The organism is Streptomyces sp. NPDC002276, from assembly GCF_053891435.1.
On the sequence record NZ_JBSFCQ010000001.1, the window covers coordinates 682,365 to 699,284 of the forward strand.

Here is a 16,920-nt window from a genome sequence, read left to right on the forward strand (position 1 = left end):
GGTCCGGTCGTGACAGGGTTGCCGGAAGGGGGAGTTGTGGCGTGGCGGAGTGAGGAGTTCGGCGAGTCCCACGAGGGCATCGTGGGGGCGACACTCGCCGACGGCAGTGAGCCCAAACCCGTGTATCTGGACGTGGGCAGTGGCACCAACGGATTCCAGACGTGCGAGTGGTGGGCGTACAACGGCTGGCTGGGCCGCCCCAAGGCGGCGGCCTGGCGGGCCTCTTGTGTGTGCGGCTGGCGTGGCGAGAGCCATCCCATCGACTGGGACCAGGTGGAGGACCGCGACCTGGACGATCTGGACACGTCCGACGCGTACGAGGACTGGTGGGAGCACATCAGCGCGGTCGAGCGCCGTACGGTCCCGCTGCCGGAGGAACTCTCCGATCTGATCGAGCAGTTGGAGGAGCGGCTCGACACACTCGCCGAGACGGCACCGGTGGCCGCGCTGAAGGCGGTGGCCATGCTGGAACGCATGGCGGGCCGGGTCGGCAGGGAGGCCGCGTACGGGGTACGGGCCGACGACGTGTCCGGCGAGGCGCTCGGCAAGGCGCTGGGACTCAGCGTGAACCGGGCCCGCTCCCGGGTCGACCGTTACCTGCGCCCCTACTGAGCGAGGGGCGGCAGGCCGGTCCCCGCTGTGGGAGGGGATCGGCCCGCCGACCGTGCCAGACTGGGCCTATCGCCCGTCCCTGCTCCGCCGTTCCCGCACTTCACCGAGGTTGTCCGTGACCAAGCCCCCGGCCCGAGTCCCCCAGCGAAGCAACGCGCGCTCCAACCGGGAACGCATCCTGGCCACGGCCCGCCGGGAACTCGGCCGGAATCCGGACATCACCCTCGAAGAACTCGCCCGCGCCTCCGGCGTGGTCCGGCGCACCCTGTTCGGGCACTTCCCCGGCCGGGAGGCGCTGCTGGAGGCGCTGGCCGAGGAGGCCTCGGAGGCACTGAAAGCCGCGCTGCCTCCCGCCGACCCGGAACCGGCGGAGCCGGAGTCGGCCGACCGGGCGTTCGCACGCTTCGTCCTGTCGATGTGGACGGTGGGCGACCGCTACCGGCTGCTGCTGGCCCTGGCCCGGCGTGACCTGGGCGTCGAGCGGGTGGCCGAGGTCCTGGCACCGGCCCGCCGTGTCGCCACCGCCATCCTGGACCGCGGACAGCGCGACGGCGTCTTCCACACGCAGCTGCCACCCGCCGTACTGAGCGCGGGACTTGAGGCCCTGACGATCGCGCTGCTCGAAGAGCTCAACACCGGCGAGCTGGAGGACGACGGCACGCACGCGGCCGTCGCCGCGCTGATCGCGACCGGTGTCCCGGAGAAGCAGGCGCGTGACGTGGTGGACGAGATCGCGGGAGTGGACGACTCAGTCCTCAACCAGCAATCCGGTACGGCTGGTTGACTCACGCCGAACCGCTCCGCGCGCTGTTGTCGGACCGGAAGGTGACCGACTCGCCCGACAGCCGGGCGCTGAGCCCGCTCTCCGTCGCGGTGACGGACCGCAGCCGCAGTCCCTCGGGGATGTTCCGCAGCTGTATCGGCCGCTCGAAGACCGCCGTGAGCGCCGCCCGCCCGACCTCAGGCAGCAGGCCGCCGGTGACCTGGAAGTTCTTGAAGGCGATGCGGTTGCCGGACAGCACCGAGACGGTGGCCGCCACGGTGACATCGGCGCCGGGAGCGAGTTGCACCGTGGCGCGGACCTGGTCGGGGCGGGTGCCCCGGGAGATCTCCGGTCCGAGGGCGTCGGTCACGTCCGGGTAGGACAGCAGGGCGGTCGCCTCCGCCGAGCGGGCCAGCGCCTCCTTGTCGTCGTCCGACTTCTTCAACCCGGCCAGATGCAGGGAGAGTCGACTCACCGGAAGCGGGCCGGTGGTGTCGCTCGCCGGTATGTCGTGCGCGGTGATGTCCACCTGCCGCAGAGTGCCGGCGGCCAGTTGGGTCAGCACGGGGAAGCCCCGGACGTGGACCTCAGGCACCGAGGGCGTGTGCATGCCCTCCTGGAACGCCCTGGCCGTACGGGACTCGACTCGTGCCGTCGCGAAGCGGTCGACGGCGACGGGAATCACGAGCAGCGCGACCAGCGCGCCGACCGCGACGACGACCGGGCGCCGGTTCCCGCGCGGTGGACGCGTGGCGTCGGGCTCGTACGCCCCGTACGTGAAGTCGGCGTATTCGTACGGGTGTTGGTCCATGAGATCTCCTTCAGGCGGACGGTCGCAGGTGGTGAACCGCGGCGGCGGCGCTGTCGCGTCCGACGCCTGCGGCGATGAGGGCGGCGGTGGCGGCGGCCGTGCCGTCGTCGTTCCAGAGGCCTGAGTTGACGCATTCCAGCAGCGCCAACAGCTGTGCCTCCAGGGCTCTGTTGAGCGGTCCCGGCGGGACGGCGGTGTGGAAGACGCCCTGTCGCTGGCCCTGGGCGAGGATCCCGCTGACGGTCTCGCGGGCCGGGCGGAGGAGCGCGTCGATCGCGTCGGGGCCGAGGTCGTGGTGGGCGAGTCGCAGGAGCGTGCGGTAGCGGTCGCCGACCGGCCACAGGGCAAGGACGAAGCGGGCCAGCGCGGTCACGGCGTCCGGCGTCGGCGCCGGGGTGGCGGCGCTCACCCGCCGTACCGCCTCCCCGGCGTCCGCGGCGAGGCCCTGGACGAGCGCGGCCCGCCCGGTGAAGTGCCCGTAGATGGTGCGCCGGGCCACGCCCGCGGCTCCGGCGATGTCGCCGAGGCTGGCGTCGGGGTCGCGGCCCAGTTCCCGCAGGGCCGCTTCCAGGATGCGGGCGCGGGTGGCGTGCGCCCTGGCGCTGCTGCGGCTGATCACGTCGACACCTCCTGGCGGGGCTGGCTCGTCCCGGCATAGTTGCACATCGATGGGTAATAAAATAGTCTGCACATCAGTGAGCAATTAATTAATGCGTCCCCAGGAGTCCCCGATGCCGCTCTTCGTCACCACCCCCGTCGACCGGACGGCCGGGCCCTACGCGCGCCGCTGGTCCGCCCTGATCGTGCTGTGCCTGAGCCTGCTGATCGTGGTCATGGCGAACACCTCGCTGATCGTGGCCGCCCCCGACATGACCACCGACCTCGGCCTGAGCAGCAGCGATCTGCAATGGGTCATCGACGGCTACACCGTCCCGTACGCCGCGCTGATGCTCGTACTGGGCTCGATCGGCGACAAGTACAGCCGCCGCGGCGCCCTCGTCACCGGCCTGGTGATCTTCGCCGGCGGATCGGTCATGGGTAGCCTCGTCCACGAGACCGGGCTCGTCATCGCGGCCCGCGCGATCATGGGAGTGGGCGCGGCCGTGGTCATGCCGGCCACGCTGTCCCTGCTGGTCGCGATCTTCCCGAAGCACGAGCGGGCGCGGGCCATCACGGCCTGGACCGCCACCTCGGGCCTCGCCATCGCCGTCGGCCCGCTGGTCGCGGGGTGGCTGCTGGAGAGCCACGCCTGGGGTTCCACGTTCCTGATCAACGTCCCCATCGCCGTCCTCGCGGTGGTCGGCGCCCTGGTCCTGGTCCCGCCGTCCAAGGCGGACACGGCGTTCCGCATCGACTACGTGGGCGGCCTGCTCTCCATCGTCTCGGTCGGCAGCCTCGTCTACGCCATCATCGAGGGCCCGCACTTCGGCTGGGGCGCGGGACCGGTCACCGCGGCCGTCGTCGCCGCCGTAGGACTGCCCGCCTTCGTGGCCTGGGAGCTGCGCCACCCGCACCCCATGCTCGACGTCCGCAAATTCGCCCACCGCCCCTTCAGCGGCTCGATGACGGCGGTGCTGTTCTTCTTCTTCGGCACCTTCGGCGCGATCTACTACGCCACGCAGTTCCTGCAGTTCGTCCTCGGCTACAACGCGCTGGAGACGGGCGTACGACTGCTGCCGCTGGCCGGAGCCGTGTTCCTCGGCGCCGCGGTCACCGGACGGCTCACCCCCAAGCTGGGCATGAAGCCCATGGTGGTGACCGGCATGGTGCTCGGCACCGTGGCCGTCTTCCTGCTCACCCAGGTCGACAAGACCTCCACCTACGGCGACTTCCTGCCCACGATGATGCTGCTCGGCTTCGCGATCGGACTCAGCGTCTCCCCGGCCACGGACACGATCATGGGCTCCTTCCCCGAGAACGAACTCGGCGTCGGCGGCGGCGCCAACGACACCGCACTGGAACTGGGCGGCTCCCTCGGCATCGCCATCCTCGGCTCGCTGCTCGGCACCACCTACAAGGACAGGCTGACCGGCCTGGTCGGCGGCCACCTCCCCGCCGCCGCCCTCGACACCGCCAAGGACTCGGTCGGCGGCGGCCTGGCGGTCGCCCAGGAGATCGCGAAGACGCCGTCCGCCGGACCGCGGCAGGCACAGGCCCTGGTCGACGCCGTGCACGAGGCATTCGCCCACGGAGTCGCGCAGACCAGCCTGGTCGGCGGGATCATCATGGCCGCCGGCACACTGATCGTCCTCGCGGTCCTGCCCGGCCGCCGCGCGGCAGGCGAGCCCGAGCCGAAGGCGACGGAGACCAGCCGCGACCAGGAACACGCCGACTCCGTCTGAAGTCCGTGCGGGAGGAGTGAACGGGGGCACACTCCGGTCCGCCGGGCCATCGTGCATAAACTGGCACAGTTCCACCTCGGCGCCCGCTCCCTCGTCCGCTCGGAGAACACCGTCCCCGCACTGAGCGGCGCCGGGGTCGCCGACGGTTGAAGCTCACTTCACGAAATCGACGGTCCTGCCTGTGCACGCTCCGGACACCACCGCCATCACCCCCGAACCGGCCGACACGGCGCCGCGTCGCACCCGACGCTGGCTGCGCCCGGTGGTGATCACGGTCCTGCTCGCGCTGTTCACCACCGAACTGGTGCTGGGCTGGCCGTCGCTCGCCGCCGCCCTGTCACAGCTGCGCGCACCCCGCCTGAACTGGTTCGCCGTCGCGCTCGTCGCCGAGGTCGCCGCCATGGGCTGCTACGCGCGCATGCAGCGCCGGCTGCTGCGCTCGGCCGGGGTGGAGGTGCCGATCCAACGGCATGTCGCCCTGGCCTACGCCGCGCACTCGCTCAGCGTCACGCTGCCCGGCGGACCGGCCTTCTCCACCCACTTCAACTACCAGCAGATGCGCCGCTTCGGAGCCACGCCCGCCATCGCCTCCTGGTGCATCGCGCTGTCCGGCATCCTCTCCGCGGCGGCCCTGGCCGTCGTCACCGCGATCTCCGCGATCGCCTCCGACGGCAGCCTCCAGTGGCACAGCCTGGTCACCCTGGGGCTGGCCGTCCTGCTGCTCACCGTCGGCATCCGGCGCATCACCCGGCACCCGGAGAAGGTCGAGCCGGCGACCCGGGCCGCGCTGGCCAGGGTCAACAAGTTGCGGCACCTTCCCGAGACCCAGGGCCTCGACCGGATCCGCGGCTTCGTCGAGCAACTGCGCACCGCCCGGCTGCAACCCCGGCACGCCGTCGCCGCCGCCGTCTTCGCCGTGCTCAACTGGCTGCTCGACGCGGGCTGTCTGTGGCTGTGCTTCCACGCCATAAGCGACACGCAGATCAGCAACGCCCAACTGCTGCTCGCCTTCTGCGCGGGCATGGCCGCCGGCACCCTCACGATCATCCCGGGCGGACTCGGCATCATCGACAGCGCGCTCGTCCTCGGCCTGGTCACGGGTGGCGCGGCGACCAGCACCGCCATCGCCACGGTCGTGCTCTACCGGATCATCAGCTTCGGGTTCATCATCGGCGTCGGCTGGATAACGTGGCTGGTCATCCGCCGCCACAACCGCCGCGAGCCGGTCGTCCCCGTAGACGCCGACGGTGCCCAGGAGGACAGGGGGCCCCTGGGCACCGGCGCCGGTACGTCGGCGGGTCGCTAGCCGAGCGTGAAGTCGTCGGCCGTGACGTTGGACTGGCCGTACCAGCCGTGGACGAACACGGTGACCGTTCCGCTGCTGCCGGTGGTGAAGGCGACCGACAGCTGGTTCCAGCTCGTGCTGTTGGACCAGGTGCTCGCGGAGGCCCCGCCGCTCACGCCGATGTAGGCGTACGGTCCCTGCACCCACGCGGTCAGCGTGTAGCTCTTGTTGGGGGACAGGGTGACGGTCTGGTCGCATTCGCCGGTGCTGCTGGCACTCGGCGTGACCTGAAGGCTGTGGCTGCCGCTGTGTACGGGACCGGAGACCACCGCGCTGCCGCCCGTGCAGGTCCACGGACTCAGACTGCCGGTCTCGAAGCCCGCGTTGGTCAGTGAACCCCCGCCTCCGCCAGTGCTGCTGGTGACGGTGAGCGTGTACGTGGCGGTGTGGCTGCCGGTGGCGGCGGTGCCAGTGACGGTGATCGGGTAGCTGCCCGCGGCCACGGACGAGCCGACCGTCGCCGTCAGTGTCGAACTGCCCCCGGATGTCACGGAGTTGGGGCTGAACGAGACGCTGACCCCGGAGGGCGCCCCGGACGCGGAGAGGCTGACGGACTCGGCGCTGCCGGAGGTGACGGCGGTGGCGACGGCCGAGGTCGCCGTACCACCCTGGGCGACCGAGGCGGAGCCCGGCGACAGGGACAGTGAGAAGTCGCTGGTGGTGCCTCCGCCGCCGCCCGTGCCCGAGCCCGTGTAGGGCACGAACGCGTCGGTGAACGCGAGGCTGTTCTGGCTGATCTGACTGCACGTGGGCAGGGAGTTGGCGCTGCCGCCGCACGCCTGGTCCCGGGTGATCGCCCAGAACGCCAGCCGGCCGACACTGTTCTGCGCGGCGAAGCTCTCCACCGTCTGGGCATCGGCCAGGGTGAAGGTGGAGCCGTCGTCGTTCTTGCCGATCATCGGCGTGATGCCGAGGTTGGCGTAGGTGTAGCTGGAGTCGACGGACTGCATCTGCGCCAGCGTGGCCTTGGCCGCGGAGACGGCGGCCTGCCCCATCTGGGTGCCGGTGCCCGCGTAGTAGTCCATGGCCATGATGTTGAGCACGTCGATCTTGATGCCCGCGTTCTTCGCGGCCTTGACGATGTTGACGCCGTCGCCGGTCAGTCCGCTCGTCAGCACCGGCAGGGTCATGGAGAACTTCAGGTTCGGGTTGGCCGCCTTGAGGTCCTTCATCGCCTGCATCTGGCGGGCCGCCGCCGCGGTGTCCGCGATGGCGGCGCCCTCGATGTCGAAGTCGAGCTGGGTGACGCCGTAGTCGTTGATGATGGCCTGGTATCCGGCGTCGATGCTGCTCTGCGTCGAGCACGTCCAGGCCAGCGGCTCGCCGCTCGCACCGCCGGAGGAGATGATGACCGACGCGCCCTCGGACTTCGCCTTGGCGATCAGGGGGTCGGTGAAGGAGTCGTTGCCGATGGGGAGGGTGTCGCCCCAGATCTGGTTGCAGCCGACGCCGAGCACGAAGGCCGCTGTGTACGCCTTGAGTTGATGTCCGGTGATGGCGGTGTCGAGCAGTCCTTCCTGACTGTTCGACATGTCGACGTAGGGGGCCACGGAGTAGACGCTGCTTCCCGCCGCGCTGCTCACGGGGGCCAGGGCGACGGTGACGCCGGTGACCGAGAGCGCGAGGGTGCACACGGAAGCCGCGAGTCTTGCCAGGCGCATGACAGATCCCCTTTCGGGGGTGCCTATGGGGAGGGGGAGTTGTGGGGGGTGGAGCGTGAAAGGCTTTGGTATATACCAAACAACTCCCCGAGCCCTCCGTCAAGAGGACTAGACCAACAGAGCCCCCTCTCCTCCGCCCGGCTCAGGCCGTCTTCGCCGCGCGGGCGACGAGGTCCAGCGCGATGTCCGTGATCATGTCCTCCTGGCCGCCGACCATCGCCCGCCGCCCCGCCTCGACCAGGATGCTGCGCGTGTCGAGTCCGTAGCGGGCGGCTGCCGTCTCGGCGTGGCGCAGGAAGCTGGAGTACACACCCGCGTACCCGAGGCTGAGGGTCTCGCGGTCCACCCGCACCTCGCGGTCCTGGAGCGGTCGTACGAGATCGTCGGCCGCGTCCATGAGCGGGAACAACTCGCAGCCGTGCTTCCAGCCCATCAGGTCGGCGACCGCCACGAACGCCTCCAGCGGACAGTTGCCCGCGCCCGCGCCCTGGCCCGCGAGGGAGGCGTCGACGCGGATCGCGCCGCCCTCGACCGCGACGACCGTGTTGGCCACGCCCAGTGCGAGATTGTGGTGGGCGTGGATGCCCAACTCGGTCTCCGGGGAAAGGACTTCACGGTACGCGCGGAAGCGGTCCCGGACGCCGTCCATCGTCAACCGGCCCCCGGAGTCGGTGACATAGACGCAGTGGGCGCCGTAGGACTCCATCAGCTTGGCCTGGCGGGCGAGTTCGGTGGGTTCGGCCATGTGGGACATCATCAGGAACCCGGCTACGTCCATTTCCAACTCCCGCGCTGCCGCGATGTGTTGGGCGGAGATGTCGGCCTCGGTGCAGTGCGTGGCGACCCGTACCGAGCGGATGCCCAGCGCATGGGCCTGCTTGAGGTCGTGGACCGTTCCAATGCCGGGCAGCAGCAGGGTCGTCGGGATCGATTCCTGTACGACGTCGGTGACGGCCTCGATCCACTCCCAGTCGGTGTGGGCGCCGACGCCGTAGTTGATGCTGGAGCCCGACAGCCCGTCGCCGTGGGCGATCTCGATGGCGGCCACGCCCGCCGCGTCCAGGGCGGCGGCGATCGCGCGGGCCTGGTCGACGGTGTAGCGGTGGCGTACGGCGTGCATGCCGTCCCGGAGGGTGACGTCCTGGACGTAGAGGGACGGGGTCACTGGGCGGTCTCCTTGTTGCTGCGGGCGGCCATGCGTTCCGCGGTGCGCAGGGCGGCCGAGGTCATGATGTCGAGGTTTCCGGCGTACGCGGGGAGGTAGTGGGCGGCGCCCTCGACCTCCAGGAACACCGACACCTTCAGCAGTTCGCCCGCGCCCGGCGCGAGGGTGCGCAGCGGGTCGTCGGCCGCCACCTTGTCGTACTGCACCTGCTGCTTGAGCCGGTAGCCGGGCACGTACGCCTGGACGCGGCCGACCATCTCCTCGACGGACGCGGTGACCGCCTCGGTCGCGCAGTCGGAGACCAGGCAGTGCACGGTGTCCCGCATGATCAGCGGGGGTTCGGCGGGGTTGAGGACGATGATCGCCTTGCCGCGCGCGGCGCCGCCGACCGCCTCGATGGCCTGGGAGGTGGTCTCGGTGAACTCGTCGATGTTCGCGCGGGTGCCGGGACCGGCCGAGCGGGAGGCGATGGACGCGACGATCTCGCCGTAGTGGACCGGCGAGACGGCGCCCACGGCGGCGACGATCGGGATCGTGGCCTGGCCGCCGCAGGTGACCATGTTGACGTTCGGGGCGTCGAGGTGGGCCTCGCCGTTGACCGGCGGGACGACGTACGGGCCGATGGCCGCCGGGGTGAGGTCGACGAGGGTGCGGCCCAGAGGCCGTAGGACCTCTTCGTGGTGGCGGTGGGCGCCGGCCGAGGTCGCGTCGAAGACGATGTCCACGTCGGCGAACTCGTCCAACTTGACCAGTCCTTCGACGCCCTCGTGCGTCGTGGCGACCTTGAGGCGGCGGGCGCGGGCCAGGCCGTCGGAGTCCGGGTCGATGCCGGCCAGCGCGGCGATCTCCAGGGTGTCCGAGAGGCGCAGGACCTTGATCAGGAGGTCGGTGCCTATGTTGCCGGAGCCGATGATGGCGACCTTGGTCGTCACTTGCCGTTCCCTTCCGTGGCGAAGCGGACCCGTACCGAGCCCAGGTCCGAGATGTGCGCCTCGAAGGTGTCGCCCGGGGCGGCCGGGGTCATCGGACCGAGGGCGCCCGTCAGTACGAGGTCGCCCGCGCGCAGCGGGTCGCCGCGCTCGGCGAGGGCCGAGGCCAGCCAGACCGCGGCGGTGAGGGGGCTGCCGAGACAGTCGGCGCCGGTGCCCTCGGAGACCGTCTCGCCGTCCCGGCTCATGGTCATCGTGACCGCGCGCAGGTCGACCCGGTCGAGGGGTACGGGCGTGCCGCCCAGGACGTACAGACCGCAGGAGGCGTTGTCGGCGACGGTGTCGACCAGGGAGATGTCCCAGTTCCGCACCCGGCTGTCGACGATCTCCAGCGCGGGCAGCGCGAAGTCGACCGCGCGCAGCACGTCGACGATCGTGCACTCGGGATGCGGCAGGTCCCGGCCGAGGACCAGTGCGACCTCCGCCTCCACCTTCGGCTGGAGCAGTCGGCCCACCGGGACCTCGCCGCCGTCCGGCACCACCATGTCGGCGAACAGCGCGCCGAAGTCCGGCCGGTCCACGCCGAGTTGGCGCTGTACGGCGGGGGAGGTCAGACCGATCTTGCGGCCGACGATACGGCGGCCGGAGTCCAGACCTCGGCGGACGTTCAGCTGCTGCACGGCGTAGGCGGTCTCCAGTCCGCCGCCGTCGAGCAGGTCGCGCACCGGCGGACAGGCGACCCCGGTACGGGTGGCCTCCGCCAGCAGATCGGCGGCCTTGACCACGGCCGGGGACACGGCGTCCTGGCGGGCGCCGTCGGGCACGGTGGGCACGGGTTACCTCCTGGGAGAGCAGTGCGGGTACACCCCGGTATAGACAGCATCCCCGCCAAGGGACAATGTTTGTTCCGTGACACGGAACAACGAGAGCGGCGGTATGCCGGAGAAGAACGGCAGCATGCTGGAGAAAGCCGCGCTCATCCTCGACTGCTTCAGTCCGAGCGGCGGACCGTACCGCCTGTCGGAACTTTCGGAGCGCACCGGACTGCCCAAGCCCACCGTCCACCGGCTGGCGGCCGACCTCGTCGGGCTGGGCTGGCTGGAGCGCTCGGGTCCGCGCTATCTGCTCGGCGCGAAACTGTTCGAGCTGGGCTCGCTGGTCCCGCACCGGCGCGATCTGCGCGAGACGGCCCTGCCCTTCCTCCAGGACCTGTTCGAGGCCACCCGCGAGACCATCCACCTCGGTATCCGCGAGGGCCTGGACGTGGTCTACCTGGAACGCATCCACGGTCACGAGGCACTGCGGCTGCCCTCCCGCATCGGCGGCAGCCTTCCCCTGACCTGCACGGCCGTCGGCAAGGCGCTACTGGCCTTCTCCGGCGCCGAGTTGACGGAGGAGGTGCTGTCCCGCCCGCTGCCGAGCCTCACCCCGCACTCGATCACCGATCCGGCCCGGCTGCGCATGGCCCTGGAGAAGATCCAGGTCTCCGGCCTCGCCTACGAGGAGCAGGAGGCGGCCTCGGGGGTGAGCTGTATCGCGGCCCCGGTGTTCGCCGGCGACACCGCGGTCTCCGCCCTCTCGGTCGCCGTGCCGCGCACCCGCTTCCGGCCCGCCCAACTCGCCCCGGCCGTACGGACGGCGGCGCTCGGGCTGTCCAGGGTGCTGAGGGGCGGAGGGGCCGCGAGGTCTCCCCTGTCGTAGCGGTGAACCCGACCGTACACTGACAAGTCACGGTAACGGGGGCGTTGTTGAGCGGGGGGAGATTCATGTCCGGGGACCAGTACGGCGGTTATCAGGGGTATCAAGGAAATCAGGGGTATCAAGGGTTCGCCGTGCCACCCATGCCCACCTCACCTCCACCCGCTCCGCCGGACCGACTCAGATCCGTCGCGGTCGGCCTGCTCAACCTCAGTGGCCTGGGCCTCGGTTACGCACTGACGCGCCGCTGGCTGCTGATGGCCGTGTGCTGGGTCGCGACCGCCGTCCTGCTGCTGGTGGCCCTGCCCGCCGACCCGGACGGCGTCTCGGGCCCGCTCGTCGTGCTGTACGTCGTGTTCCTCGTGTTCGCCGCCGTCCACGGCGCGTTGGTCGGTCTGCGCACCCGGCTGGCCTGGCCCGCGGCCGCACCGCTCGCGATCCTGCTGGGCCTGGTACTGCTCGCCGTACCGGCCGGGGGAGTCGTGCTGTACGACAACGCCCGTGACGAGGCGACTCAGCAGATGCTCCTCGACCGGCTGGAGAAGGCCGACCAACTCGTCGCGGACAGCGGGAGGTTGTCGTTCTCCGTGGCCGAACCCCACTACCGCCAGGCGCTGGCGGTGTACGACAACCTCACCACCGCGCACTCCGGTTCGCGGGCGGCCGGCAAGGTGCCCGACCGGCTGAAGACGTTCTACACGACGGTCGCCGCGGCCTACCCGCGGAAGAACTACTGTGACGCGATACCCCAGTTGAAGTATCTGCGGACGGTCCCCGACACCATCGGCAAGAAGCAGCTGGGCACGCTGACCACCTGGCCGGACGACCGGCTGGCCACCTCCCTCTACGAATGCGCCTCCTCTTCGCTGGCCAGTAAGAGCGCCGACTGGCCCACGAACTTCGGGGAGTTGCTGGCCACGTTCCCGCAGTCGTCCCAGGCGGGCCAGGTCGAACCGGCCGTCAAGTCGGCCGTCACCAAGGCGGCGCAGGGCGTGAGTGGCAGCCAACCGTGCGCGGCCGTCGAGCAGTTGAAGAGTCTCTCCTCCCAGATCGGGACCCTGGAGGGCGGACAGGCGGGCGTGGCCGACGAGTTGAGCGCCGACGCCACGCGGGCCGACGGCCAGGCCGGCGCCGGGGCCTACCAGTGCGGTGTCTCGCAGTACAAGAGCGGCGACTTCGACTCGGCGCTCACCACGATGAACGACTTCGTGAAGAACAACACGCACGACAAGAACCGGGCCCGCGCCAAGAAGATCGCAATCGCCGCCGAGGTGGCCCAGACGGTCCCCGCCGCGGGCAAGAAGCTGCCCACGACCGCGTCCGGCGGCAGCATCACCGTCACGGTCAAGAACGACAGCCCCGACGACATCACCGTCCTGTACACCGGGCCGGTCACCGGCAGCTTCACGCTCAAGGCCTGCGGCAGCTGCACGACGTACTCCCTGTCCACCACCCTGCTGACCGGCTTCAAGCCGTGCAACGGAGGCAAGAACTACCCGCAGAAGACGATCAGTCTGCCGACCGGCACCACGTACTTCGTGCACCGCCCCGACAGCTCCACCGCGAGCCCGGCCTCCGACACGGCCAAGCTCAGGTCGGGCTACATCTACACCGAGTGCGCCTACGCCACGGGGGCCTTCGGCACCGGCTGACGCGCGAGGCGCCGCTCACAGCAGCGCCGGTGCGTGGAAGGTGCCGAGGCCGGTGGTCAGGTCGCGGTCCATCCAGTACCGGCGCGGCTCGGCGAGCATGACCGAGACGCTCACGCCCAACAGGCCGGGAATCCTGGCCAGTTCGCCCTCGACGAAGAGCGCCAGGGCGGAGCGGTCGGTCACCAGGCCGGTGGCCAGGACGAGCCCGAGACCACCCAGGCCGTCTACCGCGTCGCCGACTCGGTCACCAACTGCGTGACCCCGATGAGCCCCTACTCCGTCATGGCCCTGGGCTTCATCCAGCAGTACCGCAAGTCGGCAGGCATCGGCACCCTGGCCTCCTTCACGATCCCCGTCGCAGCCGTCCTCTGGGTCGCGTTCTTCGTGGCCTGGTACCTGCTGGTCCTCCCGCTCGGCATCAACTGACCGCACTCTCACCGTCGTATGAGAAGGCAGATCATGACCGCGTCACCCGCACCCGCCGCCGCCCTCACCACCCGCGCCCAGGACGCCAAGTCCCGGATCCTCGACGACATCCTGACCTTCGTCCGCCACGAGACCGGCAGCTACGACCTTCCCCGCCTCGCGACCGGTCTCGACCTGCTGCGCGACCTGACCGCCGAGCGGCTCGGCCGCCCCGACCACGAACAGCGGCACCCGGGCGGCGAGTTCGGCGACACCCTCACCCTGACCTACGCGGGTTCCGGCGCCGGTCATGTGGCGCTCATCGGCCACTACGACACCGTGTGGCCGACCGGGACCCTCGCCGGATGGGAGCGGCCCGGGGCGTCCGAGGACGGGCGGGCGAGGCTGAGTGGGCCGGGCATCTTCGACATGAAGACCGGCCTGGCGCAAGGCATTTGGGCCCTGAAACTGGCGAGGGAGAGCGGAGCGCCCCTGCCCACCGTCACCTTCCTCTTCAACGGCGACGAGGAGGTCGGTTCCCTGTCCTCACGGCCGGTGATCGAGGAGGTCGCGCGGACAGCGGACGTCACCCTGGTCCTGGAACCGAGCGCCCACGGCGCGGTGAAGACCGCCCGCAAGGGCACCGGGATCTTCCAGATCACGGCCACCGGCGTCGAGTCCCACGCGGGGCTCGCACCGCAGGACGGAGCGAGCGCGATCACCGCACTGTCCGAATTCGTCGTAGCCGCCGCTGCCGTGGCCGCCCCGGAACGCGGCACCACCATCAACACCGGCCTCATCAAGGGCGGTTCGGCCATCAACGTCGTCGCCGGGCAGGCAACTGCGGGCGTCGACATCCGGGTGAGCAGCGCGGCCGAACAGGACCGGGTGGACGCCGAGTTCGACGCCATCGAGGTCAGCGACCCGCGCGTCCGCATCGAGATCGACCACGCCTGGAACCGCCCGCCCATGACCCTCAACGCTGCCTCCGCCCCGCTGCTCGACCTCGCCCGCGAGGTCGCCCGCGAGCAGGGCCGCGACCCCCTGCGCGACACCGCGGTCGGCGGCGCCAGCGACGCCAACTTCGTCGCCGCGCTCGGGTTGCCGGTGCTGTGCGGCATGGGAGCGGTGGGGGACGGGGCGCATGCGCAGGGGGAGTTCATCTATCCCGACACGGTGCCCGAGCAGACCGCTCTGGTCGCGGGGCTGTTGGCGCGGCTGGCGGAACCTCTGAAGGGCTGACCGTCCGGGGCACCCAGGGCGGGGCGCGTCGGGCGAGCGCTCCTGGCCGGGGACAATCGGTGTCATGACGGACGACAGAGACGACCCCGCAAGCCGGCTGGCCAGGATCGAGCGGCTGCTGGAGGACGGCAGCCGCGATGTGGTGCCCGCGTGGCGGCGGGTGACACACGGGGAGACGCGGTGGGCCGTGTCGGCCGTGATCCTGGTGGCGGTCGCCGTGCAGCTGATGCTGCCGCTCCGGCTCGCCTTCCGGCCGTACTGGCTGCTGCCGGCCCTGGAACTCGCCCTGATGGTCGGTCTGTTCGTCGCCAATCCCCGGCGGATCGAGCCCGGCACCCGGTGGCTGCGCTGGCCGAGCCTGGTCCTGACGGGCGTGATCACCCTGGCCAACGGGTGGGCGGCGGTCCGGCTGGTGGTGGGGCTGGTCAGGGGCACCGACGAACTGGCCGCCGGACCGCTGCTGTTGAGCGGCGGGGGCGTCTGGCTGACGAACATCATCGTGTTCGCCCTGTGGTACTGGGAGTGGGACCGTGGCGGCCCCATGGCGCGCGTCATGGGCAGCCACCCCTACGCCGACTTCCTCTTCGTCCAGATGCAGAGCCCGGAGACCGCGCCACCGGACTGGGAACCGGCGTTCCTGGACTACCTGTACCTGTCCTTCACCAACTCCACGGCCTTCAGCCCGACCGACGTGATGCCGCTCTCGCGCTGGGCCAAGATGCTGATGATGGGCCAGTCCTCGGTCTCCGTGTCGATCGTCGTCCTGGTGGTCGCGCGGGCGGTCAACATCCTTCGCTAGCAACGGACAGCGACGCCGAGCAGCCCTTCCCAAGGCCTGCTCGACGTCGCGGTCCACATCCTGCCGATCCCGCCGGATCAGCAGGCGCCCTCGTCCTGCCAGGGGCCCCACTGGGAGGCACCGGGCACCTCGTTCTGGGTCCACCACTTGGCGACCCAGTTGTGGCTGCCGTACGACACCTCGTTGCCCTGCGTGTAGACGGCGGTGGAGCTCCACGCCGTCTTGCACGTGCCGGGGGTCGGCGTAGGAGTCGGGGTGGGCGTCGGTGTCGTCGTCGGCGGGGTCACGCCCGCGAACTGCACGGAGTACTTGGCGAAGTCCCACGCGTTCTGCGCCACGCTGGAGCAAGTCCCGGACGTGGTACCGCCGTTGTCGACCGGGCTGCACTGACGGTCGCGGTTGAGGGACCAGAACGTGAAGCGGTCCATGTTGTGGCTGGTGGCGTAGTTCAGGACCGTCTGGAAGTCGGCCTGGGTGAAGTACTCGCCGGTGTCGCTGCGGCCGTTCATGCCCGAGAAGCCCTCGTGGGCGTACGCGGTCGCCGAGTCCCAGCCGAACGTCGACTGGAGGATGGAGTTGAAGTTGGTGAGCGCGCTGGTCTGCGAGGCCGCGCCGCTGAAGCCGCCGTCGAACGGCATGATGGAGAAGTTGTTCGGCGTGAACCCCTGCGACTTCGCCTCCAGCAGCATCTGCTTGCCGAACCACCCCGTCCCGTCCGCCGTACCGGCCGTGGTGACGGAGACGTACAGACCCGCGTTGTTCTGCTGAAGGATCTTCGCCGCGCCGATCTCGTTGTGGATGGCCGCGGTGTTCTCGTACTCCGGCTCCTCCAGGTCGAAGTCGATCGCGTGCAGGCCGTACTTGGTGATCACCTGCTGGTAGGCCGCGGCCGTCGAGGCCGGGTCGGCGCAGGCCTGGCCGAGCTTGGTGCCGCCGTAGCCGCCGATCGAGACGGAGACGTCGCCGCCCTTGGCGCGGATCGTGTTGATGACCGACTGGACGGCGGTGTCCGAGGAGACCGGTGAGGTGCCTCCCCAAGTGGGGGTGCAGCCACCGCCGTTGGGGGCGAGTACGAAGGCGAGCTGGAAGGCCTTGAGGCCGGTGGCGTCCATGATGGTGCCGGCGTCGGGCGGGTTGTTGTCCGTCGGCATCAGGTAGGGGGCCGCGGCGTACCAGCGGTTGCTGAGCGCGGTGGCCGCGTTGGTCGCGCCCTGGGCGTTGGTCGCGATGAGAGCGGTCGTGCCCGCGGCGGCGAGCGTCACGGCGGCAGCCGCGCCGAGACATGCGCGAAGACGTGTCACGTTGTGCCTCCGGTGGGAGTGGGGGAGGCGCCCAGCTTCTGGCGGTGTCGCGGCCACGTCAATGGATTGGACTGGACCAAATCCCACTTTGGACTAGACCATACGATTTCTTTACCGTCGGCCCGTTGAAGCGCGTCGCACGACACGTTTGCGACTAGTGTCCCGGCTCACATGGCGTTATAGGGGTGACGCCGA

15 protein-coding genes and 2 pseudogenes are annotated in these 16,920 nt (G+C 70.4%); 9 read left to right on the plus strand and 8 right to left on the minus strand.

Annotated features, from left to right (window positions below; genetic code table 11):
- Window positions 1–36: 36 nt before the first annotated feature.
- On the plus strand, window positions 37–612 hold the full coding sequence (locus tag ACWIHT_RS03185) for a hypothetical protein (protein WP_456163818.1): 576 nt from the start codon (window positions 37–39) through the stop codon (window positions 610–612).
- Between the two features lie 115 nt (window positions 613–727).
- Window positions 728–1,396 carry a TetR family transcriptional regulator gene (locus tag ACWIHT_RS03190; protein ID WP_456163820.1) on the plus strand — a complete coding sequence of 223 codons (669 nt, stop codon included), beginning with the start codon at window positions 728–730 and terminating at the stop codon, window positions 1,394–1,396.
- A gap of 1 nt (window position 1,397) precedes the next feature.
- Here ACWIHT_RS03190 and ACWIHT_RS03195 read toward each other — a convergent pair whose 3' ends face one another.
- Together ACWIHT_RS03195 and ACWIHT_RS03200 are read right to left on the minus strand one after the other, a co-directional pair.
- A complete protein-coding gene (locus tag ACWIHT_RS03195) occupies window positions 1,398–2,186 on the minus strand; it encodes an LmeA family phospholipid-binding protein (RefSeq protein ID WP_456163822.1) in 789 nt (262 codons plus the stop codon).
- Between the two features lie 10 nt (window positions 2,187–2,196).
- A complete protein-coding gene (locus tag ACWIHT_RS03200; RefSeq protein ID WP_456163824.1) occupies window positions 2,197–2,805 on the minus strand; it encodes a TetR/AcrR family transcriptional regulator in 609 nt (202 codons plus the stop codon).
- 112 nt (window positions 2,806–2,917) lie between these two features.
- Between ACWIHT_RS03200 and ACWIHT_RS03205 the strand changes: the two genes are divergently transcribed.
- The gene (locus tag ACWIHT_RS03205) at window positions 2,918–4,528 is read left to right on the plus strand and encodes an MFS transporter (RefSeq protein WP_456163826.1); all 1,611 of its coding nucleotides are present in this window, start codon (window positions 2,918–2,920) and stop codon (window positions 4,526–4,528) included.
- 181 nt (window positions 4,529–4,709) lie between these two features.
- Window positions 4,710–5,834 (plus strand): lysylphosphatidylglycerol synthase transmembrane domain-containing protein, encoded by a 1,125-nt coding sequence (locus tag ACWIHT_RS03210; protein WP_456163828.1) that lies wholly within the window; start codon window positions 4,710–4,712, stop codon window positions 5,832–5,834.
- Here the strand turns inward: ACWIHT_RS03210 and ACWIHT_RS03215 are convergent.
- The 4 genes from ACWIHT_RS03215 to mhpD all read right to left on the minus strand — a co-directional run bounded on the left by ACWIHT_RS03215 (window position 5,831) and on the right by mhpD (window position 10,461).
- Window positions 5,831–7,534, minus strand: coding sequence for a carbohydrate binding domain-containing protein (locus ACWIHT_RS03215; protein WP_456163830.1), 1,704 nt, complete (start codon window positions 7,532–7,534; stop codon window positions 5,831–5,833). The genes ACWIHT_RS03210 and ACWIHT_RS03215 overlap by 4 nt on opposite strands.
- A 142-nt stretch (window positions 7,535–7,676) precedes the next feature.
- Window positions 7,677–8,699: a 4-hydroxy-2-oxovalerate aldolase gene (dmpG, locus tag ACWIHT_RS03220; RefSeq protein ID WP_456163832.1), complete on the minus strand. Its 1,023-nt coding sequence runs from the start codon at window positions 8,697–8,699 to the stop codon at window positions 7,677–7,679.
- The gene (locus tag ACWIHT_RS03225; RefSeq protein ID WP_456163834.1) at window positions 8,696–9,631 is read right to left on the minus strand and encodes an acetaldehyde dehydrogenase (acetylating); all 936 of its coding nucleotides are present in this window, start codon (window positions 9,629–9,631) and stop codon (window positions 8,696–8,698) included. Before ACWIHT_RS03225 ends, dmpG begins: the two co-directional genes overlap by 4 nt.
- Window positions 9,628–10,461 carry a 2-keto-4-pentenoate hydratase gene (mhpD, locus tag ACWIHT_RS03230; protein WP_456163836.1) on the minus strand — a complete coding sequence of 278 codons (834 nt, stop codon included), beginning with the start codon at window positions 10,459–10,461 and terminating at the stop codon, window positions 9,628–9,630. The genes ACWIHT_RS03225 and mhpD overlap by 4 nt, the downstream gene beginning before the upstream one ends.
- 124 nt (window positions 10,462–10,585) lie before the next feature.
- On the opposite strand from mhpD, the gene ACWIHT_RS03235 reads away from it, so the two are divergent.
- Both ACWIHT_RS03235 and ACWIHT_RS03240 read left to right on the plus strand, forming a co-directional pair.
- The gene (locus ACWIHT_RS03235; RefSeq protein ID WP_456164571.1) at window positions 10,586–11,329 is read left to right on the plus strand and encodes an IclR family transcriptional regulator; all 744 of its coding nucleotides are present in this window, start codon (window positions 10,586–10,588) and stop codon (window positions 11,327–11,329) included.
- 140 nt (window positions 11,330–11,469) lie between these two features.
- Entirely contained in the window at window positions 11,470–12,978 is a 1,509-nt protein-coding gene (locus tag ACWIHT_RS03240) for a hypothetical protein (protein ID WP_456163838.1), read from the plus strand.
- Between the two features lie 15 nt (window positions 12,979–12,993).
- Here the strand turns inward: ACWIHT_RS03240 and ACWIHT_RS03245 are convergent.
- Window positions 12,994–13,179, minus strand: a pseudogene (locus ACWIHT_RS03245) (Lrp/AsnC family transcriptional regulator); the annotation flags it as partial.
- Between ACWIHT_RS03245 and ACWIHT_RS03250 the strand changes: the two are divergent.
- From ACWIHT_RS03250 to ACWIHT_RS03260, 3 genes and pseudogenes are all read left to right on the plus strand, one after another.
- Window positions 13,180–13,404: pseudogene (locus tag ACWIHT_RS03250) on the plus strand (AbgT family transporter); the annotation flags it as partial.
- 33 nt (window positions 13,405–13,437) lie between these two features.
- Complete coding sequence (locus ACWIHT_RS03255; RefSeq protein ID WP_456163840.1) at window positions 13,438–14,625, plus strand: M20 family metallopeptidase; 1,188 nt, start codon at window positions 13,438–13,440, stop codon at window positions 14,623–14,625.
- Window positions 14,626–14,689: 64 nt separating this feature from the next.
- Window positions 14,690–15,424 carry a hypothetical protein gene (locus tag ACWIHT_RS03260; protein ID WP_456163842.1) on the plus strand — a complete coding sequence of 245 codons (735 nt, stop codon included), beginning with the start codon at window positions 14,690–14,692 and terminating at the stop codon, window positions 15,422–15,424.
- A 77-nt stretch (window positions 15,425–15,501) separates the two neighbouring features.
- Here the strand turns inward: ACWIHT_RS03260 and ACWIHT_RS03265 are convergent, their stop codons facing one another.
- Window positions 15,502–16,725: a chitinase gene (locus ACWIHT_RS03265; protein ID WP_456163844.1), complete on the minus strand. Its 1,224-nt coding sequence runs from the start codon at window positions 16,723–16,725 to the stop codon at window positions 15,502–15,504.
- Between the last annotated feature and the right edge of the window lie 195 nt (window positions 16,726–16,920).